This window comes from Borrelia coriaceae, assembly GCF_023035295.1.
GTDB lineage: Bacteria > Spirochaetota > Spirochaetia > Borreliales > Borreliaceae > Borrelia > Borrelia coriaceae.
Map to the genome: position 1 here is coordinate 362,136 of NZ_CP075076.1, position 19,067 is coordinate 381,202.

Sequence of the window (19,067 nt, forward strand, 5' to 3'; positions counted from 1 at the left end):
AAACTTACTTTTTAAGTAAAATCCTCTATCTTTTTGCCATTTTGCTTCAAAAAAACGCTAAGACCTACTTTTGAAATACTTCTAAGAGAACTTGCAGAAACTTTTATATTAACATTTTTTTTAAGCTCGGGAACAAAAAATTTTTTATTTATTAAATTTACCTTAAAAGTCCTCTTAGTCTTTACACCAATGTGTTGGCCTCCTCCACCCTTTCTTCTGGCAAGTCCCTTTCTTGGAACATTGTTTCCAAACATTGTCTTTTTCCCTGTTATTTCACATTCTCTTCCCATCTAAAATCTCCTAAACTCTATTTTTTCTCTTGCAAATATAAATCCATCAACTTCAAAAACAAATTTAAACTATTAACTATATTGTTAATTATAGTACTAAAGTTTACATTATTACCATAATTTTTTACAAGCTCAATATCAAGCTCTTTCCAATTATAAATAAGCTCCTTTTCTGCAGCAGGTTTAACATAATCTTCTAAACAACCATTCAAACGTAGCCTTAAAGAACTAATTTTTGCATAATACTCATTTAATAAAGTTAAAGCCTTTTTATTAACATCTGCTATTATGTTTAAAAGTAATTTTTCAGATGCTTTATCGCCAGAAAAAGCTCTGTGCAAAAGCGCATTTATCCTATTACCATAAGTACCTTGTTCACCAAGATTATTATCAAACTCAATAAGATTAGAATAAATATTAACTAAGGAATGAATATCATTGGAAATGTCTCTAGAAATCTCCATATCCTTCCATTGGCCCTTAATAATAAGGATATTGACAATATCACTTAAATCTTTTTTCACAAGATTAATTGCATGGGTTTTTAAATAACATAAAAGATCACGGTAAACATATCCAGTAGTATTCATAATTTTAGATGTAATTTTATCATGCATATGTTCGTTATAATTTTCTAAACTTGCAAGATTAATGCCAGAAAACAATTTTTCTGCCAAAATCTTAGATTTGCTATTTTTTTGCAAAATATCAATTTTTGATATTTCATTTGCAACATGTTTAGAAAGATCCTGAAAAAATATTTTTGCCTTTACTTTTGACTGTTTGATACCAGACATAGGCAAATAATCCGGATCACCACTTACATATCTTATAAGGTACAAAATTTCTTTATTTCTATTTATCTCAATTATAGAGGTTACCATCTTAAGCCAAATATTTGGTTTAATAGGAAAATTATCCCTATCTCCATATATTGTTAAAAGAATATCATAAAGATTTCTCCAAATATAAACATCTCTAATAGAATATATACATTCCAAAAAATCTTTAATATGATCAAGAATTACTCCACAACTAACTGAATTGAACCTTGGTTTATATATGAAATCATTTTCTGGAAATAAATTATCAAAATGCTTAATAATTGAATAATAATTATACGAAGCTAAATCAAAAAAAATATCTAAAGCCCCACAAGTATCATCTATTAACCTAATTTGTTCCTGAGTTATGTTTTTTAATAAATAATTCAAATTATTATCTAGATTTTTAGGTATATCCGGTGTAAAATTAATTATTTCATTAGACGAAAAAGAATAAATAGAATCCAAAGCTTGCTTTTGAGCATCATTTAAATACTTCTCAACAACAAAGTGAACTATCTTATTTGAAGTTCGATATCTTTGTACAAAAAACTTAAAAGGAACAAAAGCCTTATAAAGATTATAAATAAACTTAGCAAATTGGGGTAAAGCCTGAATTTTTGAAGCATTAAAAAAATTCCCTACTTTATTTAAATTATTCCTTACCTCTTTAAGCCTTCTTTGCTTTACTTGTTCAGGAGTAAGCTCTCTACTAAAGATAGAAACTAAAAAATCAACTAAACCCAACTTAGCTACTCTCCTTTCAGCATAAAATATAGACTTCTCAAAGACATCTAAAAATTATAAAATAACTATAAAAATTATACATAATTTATTGTAAAATGGAACAAAATAAAACAAATAATTTTTTATGTACATAAAGAAATTAATTTTAATCATAGCTTTTACTTTAATTTTTAGTTGCTCAAAGGATAATACTATAACGATACTAACTGACAACAAAATCATTCCTTTTTATATAAATCAATTCAATATACAAAATAAAATAAGCTTTATCATTAAATATAAAGAACATATCAATGTACAAACGATTAATGAAGAGAATGCTCAAATAATTATCTCAAAAAATATAGATAACATAAACATAACTAAAAATTTTAAGAATATCCAAAAATACTATTATTCAGACTATCCAATATTAAATCATATATCTGAAAAATTTGCATACAGAATTATGCCCTTAAGTTTTGATATTCCAATTTTAATATATAAAAATGAACATAATATACAAAAATATATTGATATACAAAATATCAAAAATATACACGAAAACTTCAAAAAGGAAAAAAAGTTTTTTATCTCTCCATATATTTCTGAAAATCTATTTTACACAATATCCGAAATCAATGGTGTAAACTTTTACTTTAGAAACAACAAGCCAGAATATGATGAAAAAAAAATGTCAGAGATGATAAACTACTTTAAATCTTTTATGGATACAAATGAACTTGTATTACACAAAAACTTCTCAGAAAAATATAAATATTTAAATTTAGAGAAAATATTACTTCAAAAGAAAAGCATTTTAATTGCAGGATTAACTCACCTAACATACTATAATAGCTTAAATAAAAATACTAAAGACAAACTCAATTTTTCATATCTCACAAATAAAGAAAAAAAATCATCGATATGCAACATAAGCTTTATAGGAGTTAAAGAAATATCCAAACCTATAGAAAAATTCATTCAATGGATACTAAGCCAAGAGATACAAAAATCATTAATACAACTTAAAGAAAAGGCAAAATTCAATGAACATTTTGGATTTATCAATGGATTTACACCCTATAAAGGGTTAAATTTAAAATTAAGAAACACAATAAAAAAAATACCCTCATTTATTATAGATGAAAATTACATAAATCAAAATTCATATATTCTTAATAAAGAACAAATAGCAAAAGAAAATACAATGATTAATGAATTCTTTTTATCTAATATCAACAATACAAGTCAAAACAAAGATCACGTTCATTTACAATGAACTCGCATTACATTTAATCCAATTAAAAATAAGATAAAACAAATCAGAATAAAAGACATATATATGTCAGCAAATACTTGAAGAAAAAGTGAAATTAAAACCAACAACAAATAATTTATAAAAAGTGCAATGATACCTGAAAAAACAGCTATTATTGCAGATAAAAGAAATACCATAAATTTTGACTTAAACTCAAAATTCACCTTAGAAGCTACAGCAATAAATAGAATACCAAAAAAAACTAACAAAATAGGACTCATCATTAAAAACAGGCTAGAAGAAAAAACACTTATTAGCATTAAGTTAAACGTTTTAACTCGATTAAAAGCACCTAGAAGAAGTTGAATAGGTAAAAAAATGCCATCTTGACCAGAATTTGCAAATAAATGCAAATTATTAACATCATTATTAATCCTAATGATATTTGTATCACTTAAATCAAAGTCTGTAAGTGATACAATCATCCTAGTGGAAGTAACGTCACTATTTTCATCTTTCTTATCTAAAACGTTTTGATAAACTCCATTTCCCTTAAGAGTAGCAAATGGTACTTTAATATGTAATATAATATTACCTAAACTATTAAATCTAATAAGTTCAAAATTTTTAATCATCTTTAAATAAGGAGACACAGTATCTACAACTTTTTGCATATAAATATAATCATATATTCCATTCTCAGAATCAGGCTGAAACAAAAATATATCATTAATGCCATAATTCTCATAATATTTTTCAATCTCATCAAAAAAGAAATACTCATTCTTAAGCTTTTCTAAAGATTTATTCTTATAACTTAAAATCTCATGATCATTTGGAAACAAATCATGAAGCTTTAAAAAACCATAATACGCAGGCTTAAATTTTTCTGTATTGAGATATAAAAAATTTTTTTGTTTCTCTTCAAAAATAGAAGACTTCTTTTCCATTTCTATATTTTTATATTCATTAATAGCTTTAAAAGTCAAATCTAAAAGTGCAATAAATTCATCATCTTTAGTGGAAGCAAATCCCATATAAGCAAAATAATTAGCTGTAGAATAATCACCTTTAGAAATGAAGCTATTAACAATAGCCTGAAAATCCCTCTTAGTCAAGTTTTTAATCGGATATGTTTTAACAGTCTTTCTAACCTTCTCTAAATCAACATCATAGATAGGCATTCTATCATATTCAGAACGTGCCAAGTAATAATTAATTGAAAGTTCATCGTTATCAGCAATCAGTCTTATCTTTTCATATATTTTAAGCAACTCTTCAAGATATTTCCTCTTCTGCTTCAACACCTCTATTAATTCATTTATGTCTAATGTCTTATTAGAAGACAAATTTATATCTATATTGTTAATCTCATTAACTATCTCACTTGCCTGACCTGCAAGAAAATTATACCTCTCATAGTTATACTTATATTCACTTCTTTGAGCAAAAACAAAAGACATAATTGAATTAAAAATAAACATAAAAATAATGCCTATTATAAAAAACAAAAACACGAATGGATAAAATCTTTTAAACAAATATCCTTTATACTCGCTTAGAAAAATTCGTGTTTCATGTTTAGCTAAAAAGATAAAATAAACTAAAATAAAGAAAATAAAAAATCCATTAAAATGATGATAAACACTTAAAACAGTATCAAAAAATGTGGCTATTAGCTTATGTTTTTCTAAATAATCTAATCCAAAAAAATACGTATAACAAAAAACAAAACCAATAAATAAAAGTAAAAAAATAACAAAATTACTTACAAACGTATATAATTCTTTTTTCATATCTAAAAAGCCAGCTTAATGCAAACTATTATCAAATCCTTCACCTATCTCAATATACCTAAAAATAAAGCTAATCAAATAAGTAGAAAAAAAGGTAAGTACACAAAAAATAAAGGGAAGATAATTAGAAATTACGTTTTCTCCCACAATCAAATTCAAACTTCCAGGAAATTCAATCGCATAAAGATTATAGACTTTAAAAAATAGAATAACAAAAATAGGATAGAGAAATAAAGACAGAGCACCTGAAAATATACGATTAAAAACATACGAAAATGAAAATAAAAGTAAAGCAAATCCAAATATATTAAAAATCAAACTAAAAAAACTTAAAGAAAGAAAAAAATTATTTAAAGTATCCAACTCATCAAAAACATAATTAATTAGATCGTTATATAATTTCTGCGTTAAAAATGCATTCGCATTAAAATTAATCATATCAGTTTCAGAAAAATCCGCATTATATGAAAAGGATTTCAAATCCCCATCGTTAAACTGATTATCATCGACTTTTAAAACGCCTTTAAATCCAAACAATTCAATATCGTCACTATAAAATAATACCTTATCATCAATAAAATGCACTACCCCATCTTTAATAGTTCTTTTACCTCTACTATGAAAATCCAAAAAAACAGAATTAAAATTAGCAGATGCTAAGAACCCAAAATAAGATAAGAATAATATAAAAATAAAAACGACGCCATAAAGAGAAACAGAAATGCGTAACGTATTCACATTAAAAGGATAAGCAATCCTCATAAAAGTAGCAACTAAAGACAAAGGAAAAGCATAAAGATAAGCATCATAATAAAGCTCAAAACTCACAATAGAAAGATTTGCATGTAAGAATTTATACTTTAAGTAAGCAGTACAAACAAAAATCAAGGAAAAGATAAAAAATATAGCAATAAATCTACAAGTTATTAAAAAAATAAACCTAAAAATATTAAACATAATAACTTCCTACAAGTTATAAACAATCTAGGACTTTCCCATAGACACAACTTCCTTAATCTTTTGCTTAGCTTCTTCAAAGCTAATTTGCAAGGCCAAACTAATTTCATGTTGCAAAATTAATTCAAAATCATTTAAAATTCTTTTCTCATAGAAGGGTAATTCTTTTTGCATAGATTTTGTATATAAAAATTTATACAATTTAGCAGTACTTAATATGTCACTTTGTTTATAAAAATCATGACTACCATCTTTTATTTTTTTTTGATCTATTTGATCCTCAAAGTCTTTAATGATATCAAAAACTTCTTCTACCTTTTCTTTGCTAACCAAAGCCCTAATTCCAAGATCATTTGCTCTAGAGACTGGAACCATGAAAGTCATTTCATTAAATGGGAAATATATTTCATAATAATCAATGAACTCACCATTAAATTCCTTATTTTGAATATTTTTTATTTTTCCTACCCCTTGCATTGGATACACCACAGCTTGATCTAATACGAATGCCATTGCCTTACCTCATATAAATTTTTACTAATATCTAAAATCAAAAGAGCTCACAAAAAAACACTCAAATTAGTTCTAATGCCAAATTTATTTACATAAAACAAATTCTCAAGATAATTATCGCTACAAAAACTTATTATCATACTGGGAGTAAGTTTATTAATATTGGCAAAAAACATTTCTTTATTTCTCTTAACAGCTTTCAAATCATAATAACCAATAAAATTAATCTCTTTATGTGACTCTTTTAACCTTAAAAAATTTTTCTTAGAAATTATTTTATCTTTATCAATAATATAACACGTTTTATATGTATTTTCCAATACACTCATTAAAACAAGCAAAATCGAATTCGCATCATAGCAACCAATATCAATTCTTCTAAATAACTTACAAAAAGACCTTAATAACTTAGAATGTGAGAAAACAAGTGAAGCACTCTTAACAAGATTTCTAAATCTTTTAAAAATCAAAAATTTTAGCAAAGACTTACAATCAATAAAAATAACCATTGAATGATATGGGTGAGAAACAAGATATTCAAATCGGCTAATCAATTTATCATTACTCTTAAATACATCTATTGGCATTCCAAAGAGATAAATCCTATCTGGTTTTGAATATATATCTTTTAAATTAGCCATTATGACCCTCTAATAATAATTTAAAATGCGCAAGTGAATAAACAATAGCCGTATCTGCTCTTAAAATAGGAGTATTAAATCTTACAAATTTAAAATTTTGTTTTTTAAAGAAATCCATCTCGGATTTTGAAAAACAACCTTCAGGACCTATCAAAATTCCAATTTTACCAAAACTACTAATAGAATCACCACAACCTAGCAAAACACCTTCCTTATGAGCAACATAATAATTCACAGAAGTGGAATAAGGAATACTAAAAAAATCCCCGTAAAAATTAATACTAGGCACTCGAGTATTGCCACTTTGCTTTAAAGCTTCATCAATTAATTTCAAAAACCTTGAACTTTTAGATTCCAAATCATTCATGTTTATTCTAGCAACAGAATTATCAGCATTAACAATATTTATATGATCCACACCAATTTCAACAATTTGTCTTAAACTTATATCTAATCTTTTACCCTTAATATTAGATATAAACATACTTATTTCAAAATCCTGTTTCTTAAACGCCTCTACCCTAAGAGTAGAAAGCTTAATCAAATTATTACCTATACTAGCAACTTCAGCAAACCTTACCTCTCGGCCTCTTAAGAGAACATTTAATCTATCTCCTACCCTCAATCTCCTTACATTAAGAAGATAGTGATAGATTTTAATATCAGCAATAATAATATCATCATCAAATAGACAGCTATCATCTAAGACTACTTGCTTCACTGATTAATTTTTAAGTCTCCTTTACAAGATATTCATAAGCAGCTCTTAAAGGTTTATCATAACGTAAATTATAAATTGGCATTTCATTACGTGTATTTTGATAAAATTGTAAAAACACATAATGCCCTAAAAATTCTCTATCTATATTCATCATTGGATGTTCTTTAATAACCTTATCCACAAAAGCATCTATTTCTTCCTCAGTAATTGATTTTTTATTTTTCCTTCTATTGAAAAAGTCTTCTATTAATTTTTTATCCAAAATTTGTTTGTATGCCAAAAGCTCAGCCTCAGACATTTCTCTCTCCACAATCTCCAAGTCAGGCTTAATACCAATATTATGAATACTCTGACCAGAAGGAGTATAGTATTTTGAATTGGTAATCTTAAATCCTCCGGTATAAAAAGGTAATATACGTTGAATTATTCCCTTACCATAAGATTTTTCCCCTATAACATAAACTCTCTGATTATCCTTTAAAGCTCCAACTAAAACTTCTGATGCTGAGGCTGATTGTTTATTAATCAACACAACAATTGGCATGTCTAAAGGTACTATATGTGAAGAACTAGCCCTGTATTCCAAAGGGTTCTTAGAATCTCTTGCCCTTGTTGACACAATAAGCCCTTCGGCTAAAATATCATCAGCTATCTCTATTGCATCTTGAAGATAGCCCCCTGTATTAAATCTTAAATCTAAGATCAAAGATTTGATGTTTTGCGATTGCAGTTTTTCAAAAGCTTTTTTAAAATAAACATTAGTATGCGGATTAAAACTTATTATTCTAATATACCCAACATCTTGATTAATAACGTCATGTTTAACAGTCTTAATATCTAGTTTCTCTCTAACAAGTTCAAATTCAAAATTTGAATCCTTGTCTCTTAAAACAGAAATTTTAACTTTTGTACCAATCGCTCCCCTTAAAAGGTTAGCAACTTGATCTATTGTCATTAAAGCAGTACTCTTACCATCAATAGATGTAATATAATCACCAGACCTAACCCCAGCCTTATAAGCAGGTCCCTCTTCATAAGCAGTCATAACCATTACATAAGAAGCATCAGTGGTAGGATTTTCAGATTTTACAGAATCATTTTTCTTTACTATAAGGACACCAATCCCAACATAATTCCCTTCAGTAGTCTTTGAGATGTCTAATAAATCTTCTTTTGTCAAGTATTGCGAATAAGGGTCATTTAATGCATTAAACATACCTTTTAAAGCCCCCTCAAAAATAGCTTCATCATCAACAGGTTCAACATAATTCCTCTTAATAAAATTAAAAGCTTCCATCATCATCTGACCATAATTTGATGCAGACATTTTACCCTTAGAAGAATCCGATTGTGCAAAGATAGATTCTACAATAACTGAAGAACTAATACTCAAAGCTAATACAAAGTATATAAACACTAAAAAATTTTTTTTCATTGAATGCTTCCTACATAAATAAAACTTGATTTTATCTTCATAATATAATATTTTAAGATTATGTTAAAGACAACCAACTCAAAAATAAAAAGGATCATTACAGCTCTTCTGGTTATTATTTTACAAACAATCGCAAGCATGTTAATACTGTTAGCATTATATGGATTAACTGAAAGATCAATCTTTATAAATAATTCTTCCATTAAGTTCATGATAGCATTTATTATATTCTCGCCAGAATTGTGTTTATCAATATTAACAACGTATTATGTGCTTTATGAACAATTCAAAATTCTTCATAACTTAATAACCTTAACAAAAATCTTTCAAATAGTAATGGGTTTGTTGCTTATTACATTGGGATTAAGCCTTAACTTATTACATGTATATCAACCATGGCTACTTATTTTTATAGGAATAATAATCACAACTTATACTATATTTAACACAGTAATCCTAATTTTAATTAAAATGAAGGATAAAATAACGAGGTAAGGGTTTGATTATCATTCCTATAGCTAGTGGAAAGGGAGGTGTTGGAAAATCTCTTTTTTCAACAAATATTGCAATTTGTCTTGCAAATGAAGGAAAAAAAGTATTACTTGTAGATCTTGACCTTGGTGGTTCAAATTTACATTCTATGCTAAATATCACACCTAAGAAAAGTATTGGTACTTTCATTAAAACAAAAATTCCCTTTCAAGATGTGATAATCGAATCTGGAATAAAAAATTTAAGCTTTATTGCAGGAGATTCAGATATTCCAGAACTTGCAAACATACCCATATTTCAAAAGAAAAAAATAATAAATAACTTAAAAAACCTAAATTATGATTACCTAATAATTGACCTTGGCGCCGGTACAACATTTAATACAATAGATTTCTTTTTAATGTCAAATCGAGGAGTAATCATAACAATCCCAACAGTAACAGCAACAATGAATGCCTATTTATTCCTCAAAAATGCAATTTTTAGGCTTATATCAAAAGTCTTTACAAAAGAAACAAAAGCACACAAGCTAATATCTGATATTAAAAAAGACTCTAGCGATTTACAAAAAATATACATACCTAATCTACTACTTAAAATAGAAACTTATGATCCTGAAAATCATGAAAAATTTATGAAGATATTCTCACAATTTAGTCCTTGCATAATATTTAACATGCTAAATAAACCTGAAGACATTAAAACAATTGAAAGAATATTAAAATCCGCAAAAGACTATTTAAATATAAATTTACAAAGCATAGGCTCAATTTACAAAGACGAGCTCATTGATAAAGCATTAAATCATAAAATACCAATAACTATTTATAAACCAACAAGCTTAACTTCTAAAAGTCTAAAAAGAATAGCAAAAAAATTAATTGAACTTGAAATCATGATAAATAATGTAGAACTCTTAAGTGAAGACGATCTAAATGAAAGCTATAATTTTGTAATCCAAGAAGCACAAGATGAATACCTAGAAAAACATGCATATCTTGAAGCATTACTAATGAACAAAACAATAGACAATAATGCAATTATTGATATAATTAAATCTCAACAAAAAGAAATTGAAACATTAAGAAAACAAAATATAATGTTTAAGAAAAAGTTATTTGCACAATTAAAAAAAGACTAAGGAGAAAAAATGCCAAACTATATCAATTATCCCAGTTGGTTACATCCTGAAATAATTAAAGGTATTCCAATTACATGGTATAGCCTATCTTACATAATAATAATAATAATTTCCTATAAATTCATTTGGTATCAAATACAAACTGATAAACTTGACATAGAAAAAAGTGATTATGAAAAATTAATGTTTTCAATTGTTATGGGAGCAATACTTGGTGCAAGACTGGCATCTACGTTGATTTACGATAGGAGTGGAATTTATTACACACACCCATGGCTCATTTTTTTACCATTTGACCAAAATTGGCGCTTCACAGGATTTAGAGGAATGGCAATACATGGAGGATTTTTCGGAGTAATCATTGCACCAGTAATAATGATAAATACCAAACTGAAAAATACAAACATCAAAAAATACTTTATCAAGATAACTGATTACGGATCAATGGCGTTCTCTTCAGGATACATACTTGGAAGATTCGCTAACTTTGCAAATGCAGAACTTTATGGAAGACCAATGAAAGGCGGCATAATATTTCCTAATGCAGAACCTTTTGCAGTAAGCCAGAAAGGAGTAAAAGAATTTGCAGAATCCGTTGGACTTGAAATATTACCTCACGACTCATTTATTAATTTACCAAGGATTCCATCACAACTCATTGAAGGGTTCTTTGAAGGCACTGTAACATTTCTATTACTATGGTTTATTTTCAGGAAAATCAAAAAATATGATGGTTTCATATTTGGCATATACATAATTCTTTATGGATTATTCAGATTCTTGATTGAATACTTAAGAGAACCTGATAAAGAAATAGGATTTGTTATAACTTACAAAACACCTGAGCACATATTAGATTTCTCATTTTTAAACATATCAATAGGTCAAATATTTTCATTAATTTTGATACTATCAGGAATAATTTGGATCTTATGGACTAAAAGGTTATCAAAAAAACTAAAGCAATAAATCATAGAAATATAGATTTACATCAAAATTAATATAAATTTATTTAAGTAAGATGAAAAATTCAAATGTAATTGTAATATCTGAAGATATTATCAGTGATAATGATATTACAAAAATCAAATCTATCTTTAAAATATCACAGATAGCAAAATCTAGAAAAAACATCTCTAGTGAATATATCAAACAAAGTAATATCAAGTTTGCTATTATCTACAATAATAAAAAACCAATAGATTTTTCGATTAATGTGGCAAATGATTTAAAAAGCATCAATAACATTCATTCTATTATTATAAATAACAAGTTCATAAACGATACAATATATAGACCAAACTACATAGAAATATTAAAAAATATCAATGAATTAAGCAATAAATATAAACTAATACAACAAAAAAAACTTTATTATGATGATAATAATGCTAATCTTGATTTTTTCCTAAATCTATCTGAACTTATTCAAGAAATCGTAATCATTACAAATACCGACAACGATATTATCTACATTAATGAAAAAGGCAGCAAAGCAATTGAACTCCCAATAAAAATTGGGGGGAAAACAAATAAAATAAGTGATATAAATATAATAAGTTTAGAAAAAGCAACCAAAATAGACTTAGGCTACAACTCAAATGATATCCCTGAATTCAGAAACATATTAATAACTGACTGCCTTTTAACGGCTAAAAATAACAAAAAATTAATCGTAGACTTATTTATCAGTACAATTGGTCACAACAATATTGATAAATTAATTACAATAAAGGATATATCCGAATTAAAGTCTACGCACGATACTCAGGATCTAGCAATTATCGATCAACAAACAGATCTCTATAACATTAAAGGACTTGAAAAGTTACTGATAAATCAAATTGAATTTTCTTATAAAAAAATATACTTATTTGATCTAGATTTACATATAAATACAGAATATGAATATAAAGGCAATAGAGATAACGCAGAATTAAAGATACTTAAAAAAATTACTTCTAGAATAATGTCATTCTACTCAGAATACATATTTAGACTTAAAGACAATAATTTAATAGTCATTATATCCACAAGTGGGGGAGAACAAAGACTAATTTCAATTGCAGAAGAAATCAAACAAACAATATCTAGAGAACTTAAAAAAGAAGGTTTTATAATATTGAAATTTAACATAGGAATAATAGAAGTAAATTCAAAAGAAGATATAGGGACCAAAATTTCAAAATTAAAAATAGCAACAAAAATATCTGATGAATATAAAGACTCCACACCTATTTTATACAAAGATGAATTGCCAGAAACAATACTTATTAAAAATCAAAACAAAATATTTGAATATATAGTAAAAGCAATAAAGAATGACTTTTTCAGCCTCTATTATCAAAAAATTACTCCCCTTAAAAAAGCTCTAAAACCCAAAATTGAAATACTAACAAGACTGTTTGACTATACAGGAACTCCTATTCCAAACGACAATGTATTTAGCTTAATAGATAAGTATAATTTAACTGTTGAAGTGGATACATTGGTAGTTACCAAAGCCTTAAGAGAATATACAAATTTTGTAGCAAAAAATGGTGTTCACGTCTTTTCAATAAATATTTCACCATACTCACTTAAGTCTAAAAACTTTAGGACATTCCTAAAAGAAACACTTCTTAAAAGTAATGTTCCACTTCAAAACATATGCTTAGAAATAACAGAAACTGGAATTCTAGAAAATTTTGAATTAATAAACACATATTTCAACGAACTTAAGACATTAGGAATTCAACTTGCACTTGACGATTTTGGTAGTGGACATACATCACTTTCATATATTAAAACTTTACCAATAGATATAATCAAAATAGATGGTTCATTTATTCAAGTAATAAATTCAAGTCAAACAGATCTTGTAATAATAAAATCAATCAAAGACATTGCCGATACAAAAAGAATAAAAATTATAGCTGAATTTGTATCGAATGAAGAAATACTTAAAAAAATAAATGAAATAGGAATAGATTATGGACAAGGATTCCTATGGCATAGTCCAGAACCAATCTAAAAATACAAAAAAGTATTTCCTAAGACCAATATAAACTGAGTCATACCAAAGAAAACTACAAAATTACTAAGACAATTATTTTAACAACATTAAAACTTACTTTTGCCTAAATATAATTACAAACTCAAATGCATGAATTCATTACACCTGTTTTTCATTATTGTTAAACTAAATTTTCAAAAAACAGAATGTTATAATAAATAATAAGGAGGATAAAATTTAATGACAAAACAAAATCCTTGGACTTCTTTAAATGAAGAAGATAGAAATAATATTTTAAACTTTGCTCAAAAATACAAAAAATTTTTAAGCACAGTTAAAACTGAACGAGAAGTTACCAACTATGCTACACAAAAGGCAAAGGAAAAAGGTTTCATTAACTCCTGTGAAAAACAAGAACTCAAAGCTGGAGATAAAATCTTTTACACATGTCGCAATAAAAACATTGCTCTTATATTTATAGGGAAAGAATCTATTGAAAATGGAATAAATTTTATTGTATCGCACACAGATTCTCCAAGACTTGATGCAAAACCATCACCAATGACTGAAGAGAATGAATTTACAATGATGAAAACAAATTATTACGGTGGCATTAAAAAATATCAATGGTTATCCCTTCCTCTCTCAATAAGGGGAGTAGTGTTTTTGCAAAACGGAGAAAAAGTAGAAATTAACATTGGAGATGATAATAATGATCCCGTATTTGTAATCCCTGACATCTTGCCACATCTTAACAGAAAAGTACAAAGAGACAAAAAAACTGATGACGTCATTGAAGGTGAAAATTTAAAAATTATAATTGGAAGTTTACCTATTGAAACCAAAGAAAAAGAAAAAGTGAAATTTGCTACTCTTAAGTTAATAAAAGAAAAATATAACATAGAAGAAGAAGACTTTGTTTCAGCAGAAATAGAAATAGTGCCAGCAGGAGAAGCAAAAGATGTAGGATTTGATAGAGCACTTATTGGGGCTTACGGTCAAGATGACAGGGTATGTGTTTACACATCGCTAGAAGCTATCCTAAACTTAGAAGAAACTCCAAACAAAACCGCCATATGCTTTTTAGTTGACAAAGAAGAGATTGGCTCAACTGGATCAACTGGTCTTAATTCAAGATACCTTGAATACTTTGTATCAGATATAATATTTAAACTTGAACGAAATAAATACAATCATCTATTTGTTCAAAAAGTGTTATGGAACTCAAAAAGCATATCTGCTGATGTTTGTGGCGCAATAAATCCCTTATTTAAATCGGTTCATGATGAACAAAATGCACCCAAATTGGGATATGGAATACCTATAACGAAATACACCGGTCATGGAGGTAAAATCATGGCTAGTGATGCTGATGCCGAACTTGTCTCTTATATTAGAAATTTACTAAATCAAAATAACATAGCTTGGCAAATAGCCACACTTGGAAAAGTAGACGAAGGTGGTGGGGGAACTGTTGCAAAATTCTTAGCACATTATGGGATAAGAACAATAGACATGGGACCTGGTGTAATTAGTATGCACTCACCATTTGAAATAACCTCTAAATTTGATGTATATACTTCTTACAGGGCTTATAAAGCATTTTTTAAGGAATGATGAATATGAATAAAGAAACAACAGAAACATCAGAACACATCTTAAAATGCTTTGGGGGCATTGCAAATATCAAACAAGTAGAAAAAGATCTAACTAGAATAAAAATATTAGTTGACAGCAATTCTTTAGTCAAGAGAGAACAATTAATAGAGGATCACAATATTATAGGAACAATTAAATCAAATGAATGCATAGAAATTGTAATGAATTTTGAAATAATTGATGATGTTTACAGCAATATCATGTATATGATGAATAAACAAACATAATAGGACCCATTTGGGTCCTAAACTTTAAAATTTTTTATATAATCAATAACAGCTTCTGGTTTTAATTCTTTATTTAAGATTCTATACACTATATTAGCTAGATTATGATAATCTGAATTATGACCTAAAGATTTAAAAAGCAAAAAAACTTCATTTGCAGCAACTATTCCTTCTGGCAAATAACCAATTTTATGAATGCTATTTATCAAATCATTTATACCATTAAAACCCTCTAAAACATTTTTACTAACAATTTCACGACCAAATCTTCTATTCCTCCCAAAAATACTTCTACAAGTAACATCTAAATCCCCAGAACCAGCTAAAAATAAGAATGTCTCCGCATTGCAAGAACCAAGTTTAAAGGCAATATTTCTCATATCACTTAAAGCAACTGAAAATAAAAAAGACTCTGTATTATTTCCTATTAAATTTGGATTTTCAATTTTATACTCATCTAAAATCCCAAATGCAATCGCAAATATATTTTTCAAAGCTGATGCTATCTGAACACCAAGAACATCATCACTATAAAACATAGAAATAGAAGTCTCACTAAATAAATTAATAAATTCAAAAGCATTGCCCCTATTTTTACTAGCAGCCACAAGTCCTGTAATAATTCCAAGTCCAACTTCTTCAGCATGACTTGGCCCTGCAATATAAGTAATTTCATCCTTATATTCAGTTAAAATACTCTCTGCAACTTCTACAATTGTACGAGGCTTCCCATCAACTGTTATAAAACCTTTTGTAAGTATTGCCAAATTGAACTTTTTAGTATCACACACACTTTTCAATTTATTTAAAATATCCAAAGTATAAAGAGAAGGCGTCACAACAAAAACATAATCCGACTGACTCACAACATCAAGCAAATCAGAACTCGCAACCAAATTATCTGGCAACTTAATGTCCTTTAAATATTTAATATTTTCATGAGCATTATTAATGCTATCTTTAACACCTTCTTCAAAAGACCATATTAAAATATTATTTTTAAATTTATCCGCCAAAACCTTAGCAATAGCTGTTCCCCAAGCTCCTGCTCCCACTACAGATATTTGCATATATACCTCCTTATAACCATGAATTTATAACAAATCATATTTAATCGTCTTATCTAGGTAAACCCTAATCTTATCATTTTTTCTGAATTTATTTGAAATTATGTCATTTATTAATAAACTACCAATCTCATTAAGCACAATCTTGCGCACACTCCTAATGCTAAGCCCACTCTTATAAGTCTTATTTTGAAAATAATCAACAATACTCTCTTCAAAAAAAACATCAATTTTATCATTTTTGAATATCTTAACAAAATTATTAATCTCTTCGATAATAACTTTTTTAAAATCACACTCACTTACAGATCTGAAGAAAAAAATATGATCTACAAGGTCTAAAAACTGAGAAGAAAAACGTTTCCCTAGCAAACTCTTGCTATTGACTGTTTCATTTTTAAATCCAATACTATCAAGTTCTCTATATTCTATATCAATATCTATGATTATTATACTATCTGATAAACTTACACTTCTACCAATACTATCAAAAAGTTTACCAGTATTAAACCCTTCAAAAAAAAAATCCACTACCCTCTTGGAAGATTTATCAAAATCGGATAAAAAAATAATTGAACTTGAAGATTCACTTAAAAATTTAAAAAATTTAGTAGGTTCATCATAAGATTCAGCTCCATATACAGGTCCTATTAATCGATTAATCCCATCAAAATCACCATACTCGCTCATCCTCAAAGTCAACTTAGGTATCTTAAGCTGTTCTGACAAAATACATGCAAGCTTATTTTTATCTGAATCAGAAGAACCCATAAAAATGAAGATGCCAAGAGTGTTATTGTTTAAGCAAACTTTAATCCTTAAAAGTTTGATGTTTAATATCAAATCAGATAAGATATCCTCATCAATTATCATATTTTCTCTTATTTTACGCTCGAGATTAATTACCAAATCTTGATCATAACCATCAAAATTAAAAATATTAGTTCCGATCATAGATTTAACAAAATTTTTTACATCATCGCCCGTTATAACTTTCCTGTTACCCTCAAGTTTAAATTTAGCCCCAAGTCCATCTAATAAATCAAAAGCTTTATCGGGAAGAAATCTGTCCTTAATATACTTAGACATAGTAATTGAAGCCCATATAGCCCCATCTGTATACTCCACATTATGATACTTCTCATATTGTTCCTTAGCCCCTTTTAAAATAAGATAAGCATCTTCAAAACTTGGTTCTTCAAGTTCTATGGTATGAAATCTTCTTATTAAAGCTTTATCTTTCAAAAAAAATTTTTGGTATTCACATTTAGTAGTAGCACCGATTAATTTTACTTGTCCCAAAGTCAATACAGGCTTTAACAAATTTGAAACATCTATATTACTAAAAGATGTTGCACCAGCTCCAACTATCATATGAATTTCATCAATAAAAAGAATTACTTTTTTTTTAAAATATAAAAAATCTAAAAGTTTATTTACTCTATCTTCCAGATCTCCCCTATACCGAGTCCCAGATATAAGTCTTCCAATATCAAGGGAATAAACCTCATAACCTACCAAATCCTGAGGAACTTGACCTGCCTTTATCATATAAGCAAGTCCTTGAAATAATATTGTCTTGCCAACCCCAGGCTCTCCAAATATAATTGGATTACTTTTATGTTTGCGAAGCATTACTTGTATCAACTTACATAACTCTTTTTTTCGACCAACCAAAGGGTTTGTTTCCAAATCTGGATCTAAATTATCAATAACATTCAATAAGAAATCCCCGACCAAATTGTCATCATCAGGTAAATCATTACTTTGCTCTAACTTCAAATCATCTTCTTCAAAAATACTCAAACCTCTACCTCTATTAATCTCTTGACTAAAAAGATCATCTACTATCAATCTCTCATTTTCAATAGAGCTTAAATCTAAGTCTGAACCTAAATAATCATAAACTTCAATTATCTTGTCAAAGATAGTTAAACTAAATCCCGACTTTAATAAAGCATCTAAAATTGTATTTTTTCTCTTCCTAATTAATACCCACAATAAATCTTTCTCTTGTAATCTATAAGGCTTTTTATAATAGAAAATTGTATCTATTATTTCTTGATATAAATCATTCATCTCAAACAGATAATTTGAAATATCAGAATCTCTTAAAGGAAGCTGGTTGAAAAATTTTTCTAAAATTTTATTAAAACTATAAAAATCAAGTGTACATAAACTAAGCAACTCTTTAATTTTTTCATCATTAATTAAACTGTAAAAAACATGTTCCTCAGTAAAAACAAGATGCTTACGCTTCATAAAAAACAGAAATGACTTAAAAAATAAATTATTTAAAGCTCTTCTGTTATACATGAAACA

At 27.4% G+C, this 19,067-nt stretch carries 16 protein-coding genes; 6 read left to right on the plus strand and 10 right to left on the minus strand.

From position 1 onward, the window contains the following. Positions 1-11: 11 nt before the first annotated feature. Together rpmB and bcCo53_RS01740 are read right to left on the minus strand one after the other, a co-directional pair. The gene (gene rpmB / locus bcCo53_RS01735) at positions 12-290 is read right to left on the minus strand and encodes a 50S ribosomal protein L28 (protein ID WP_025407998.1); all 279 of its coding nucleotides are present in this window, start codon (positions 288-290) and stop codon (positions 12-14) included. Positions 291-307: 17 nt separating this feature from the next. Then, positions 308-1,861 carry a hypothetical protein gene (locus bcCo53_RS01740; protein ID WP_028328351.1) on the minus strand — a complete coding sequence of 518 codons (1,554 nt, stop codon included), beginning with the start codon at positions 1,859-1,861 and terminating at the stop codon, positions 308-310. A gap of 124 nt (positions 1,862-1,985) precedes the next feature. Between bcCo53_RS01740 and bcCo53_RS01745 the strand changes: the two genes are divergently transcribed. Beyond that, a complete protein-coding gene (locus bcCo53_RS01745; RefSeq protein WP_028328350.1) occupies positions 1,986-3,122 on the plus strand; it encodes a hypothetical protein in 1,137 nt (378 codons plus the stop codon). On the opposite strand, the gene bcCo53_RS01750 is transcribed toward bcCo53_RS01745, so the two are convergent. The 6 genes from bcCo53_RS01750 to bcCo53_RS01775 are packed head-to-tail and all read right to left on the minus strand — an operon-like array spanning position 3,110 to position 9,164. Next, positions 3,110-4,897, minus strand: coding sequence for a hypothetical protein (locus tag bcCo53_RS01750; protein WP_028328349.1), 1,788 nt, complete (start codon positions 4,895-4,897; stop codon positions 3,110-3,112). The two genes, bcCo53_RS01745 and bcCo53_RS01750, sit on opposite strands and share 13 nt — an antisense overlap. A 15-nt stretch (positions 4,898-4,912) precedes the next feature. After that, the gene (locus bcCo53_RS01755; RefSeq protein WP_028328348.1) at positions 4,913-5,854 is read right to left on the minus strand and encodes a hypothetical protein; all 942 of its coding nucleotides are present in this window, start codon (positions 5,852-5,854) and stop codon (positions 4,913-4,915) included. A 27-nt stretch (positions 5,855-5,881) separates the two neighbouring features. Next, entirely contained in the window at positions 5,882-6,367 is a 486-nt protein-coding gene (locus tag bcCo53_RS01760; protein ID WP_025408002.1) for a CarD family transcriptional regulator, read from the minus strand. A 47-nt stretch (positions 6,368-6,414) separates the two neighbouring features. Further along, positions 6,415-7,008 carry a hypothetical protein gene (locus tag bcCo53_RS01765; protein WP_025408003.1) on the minus strand — a complete coding sequence of 198 codons (594 nt, stop codon included), beginning with the start codon at positions 7,006-7,008 and terminating at the stop codon, positions 6,415-6,417. Further along, the gene (locus tag bcCo53_RS01770; RefSeq protein ID WP_025408004.1) at positions 7,001-7,729 is read right to left on the minus strand and encodes a 16S rRNA (uracil(1498)-N(3))-methyltransferase; all 729 of its coding nucleotides are present in this window, start codon (positions 7,727-7,729) and stop codon (positions 7,001-7,003) included. The genes bcCo53_RS01765 and bcCo53_RS01770 overlap by 8 nt, the downstream gene beginning before the upstream one ends. 10 nt (positions 7,730-7,739) lie before the next feature. Continuing rightward, positions 7,740-9,164 (minus strand): S41 family peptidase, encoded by a 1,425-nt coding sequence (locus bcCo53_RS01775; protein WP_025408005.1) that lies wholly within the window; start codon positions 9,162-9,164, stop codon positions 7,740-7,742. A 499-nt stretch (positions 9,165-9,663) separates the two neighbouring features. Here bcCo53_RS01775 and bcCo53_RS01780 point away from each other — a divergent pair, with 499 nt between their 5' ends. The 5 genes from bcCo53_RS01780 to bcCo53_RS01800 all read left to right on the plus strand — a co-directional run bounded on the left by bcCo53_RS01780 (position 9,664) and on the right by bcCo53_RS01800 (position 15,678). Beyond that, entirely contained in the window at positions 9,664-10,797 is a 1,134-nt protein-coding gene (locus bcCo53_RS01780) for a MinD/ParA family protein (protein ID WP_025408007.1), read from the plus strand. Positions 10,798-10,806: 9 nt separating this feature from the next. Then, entirely contained in the window at positions 10,807-11,766 is a 960-nt protein-coding gene (gene lgt, locus bcCo53_RS01785) for a prolipoprotein diacylglyceryl transferase (protein ID WP_025408008.1), read from the plus strand. A gap of 52 nt (positions 11,767-11,818) precedes the next feature. Next, a complete protein-coding gene (locus bcCo53_RS01790; protein WP_025408009.1) occupies positions 11,819-13,810 on the plus strand; it encodes an EAL domain-containing protein in 1,992 nt (663 codons plus the stop codon). Between the two features lie 222 nt (positions 13,811-14,032). After that, on the plus strand, positions 14,033-15,409 hold the full coding sequence (locus bcCo53_RS01795; RefSeq protein WP_025408010.1) for an aminopeptidase: 1,377 nt from the start codon (positions 14,033-14,035) through the stop codon (positions 15,407-15,409). Continuing rightward, positions 15,406-15,678 (plus strand): PTS sugar transporter subunit IIB, encoded by a 273-nt coding sequence (locus bcCo53_RS01800; RefSeq protein ID WP_025408011.1) that lies wholly within the window; start codon positions 15,406-15,408, stop codon positions 15,676-15,678. The genes bcCo53_RS01795 and bcCo53_RS01800 overlap by 4 nt, the downstream gene beginning before the upstream one ends. Before the next feature lie 17 nt (positions 15,679-15,695). Here bcCo53_RS01800 and bcCo53_RS01805 read toward each other — a convergent pair whose 3' ends face one another. Together bcCo53_RS01805 and bcCo53_RS01810 are read right to left on the minus strand one after the other, a co-directional pair. Beyond that, positions 15,696-16,748, minus strand: coding sequence for an NAD(P)H-dependent glycerol-3-phosphate dehydrogenase (locus bcCo53_RS01805; protein ID WP_025408012.1), 1,053 nt, complete (start codon positions 16,746-16,748; stop codon positions 15,696-15,698). A gap of 24 nt (positions 16,749-16,772) precedes the next feature. Continuing rightward, positions 16,773-19,061: an AAA family ATPase gene (locus tag bcCo53_RS01810; protein WP_028328347.1), complete on the minus strand. Its 2,289-nt coding sequence runs from the start codon at positions 19,059-19,061 to the stop codon at positions 16,773-16,775. Between the last annotated feature and the right edge of the window lie 6 nt (positions 19,062-19,067).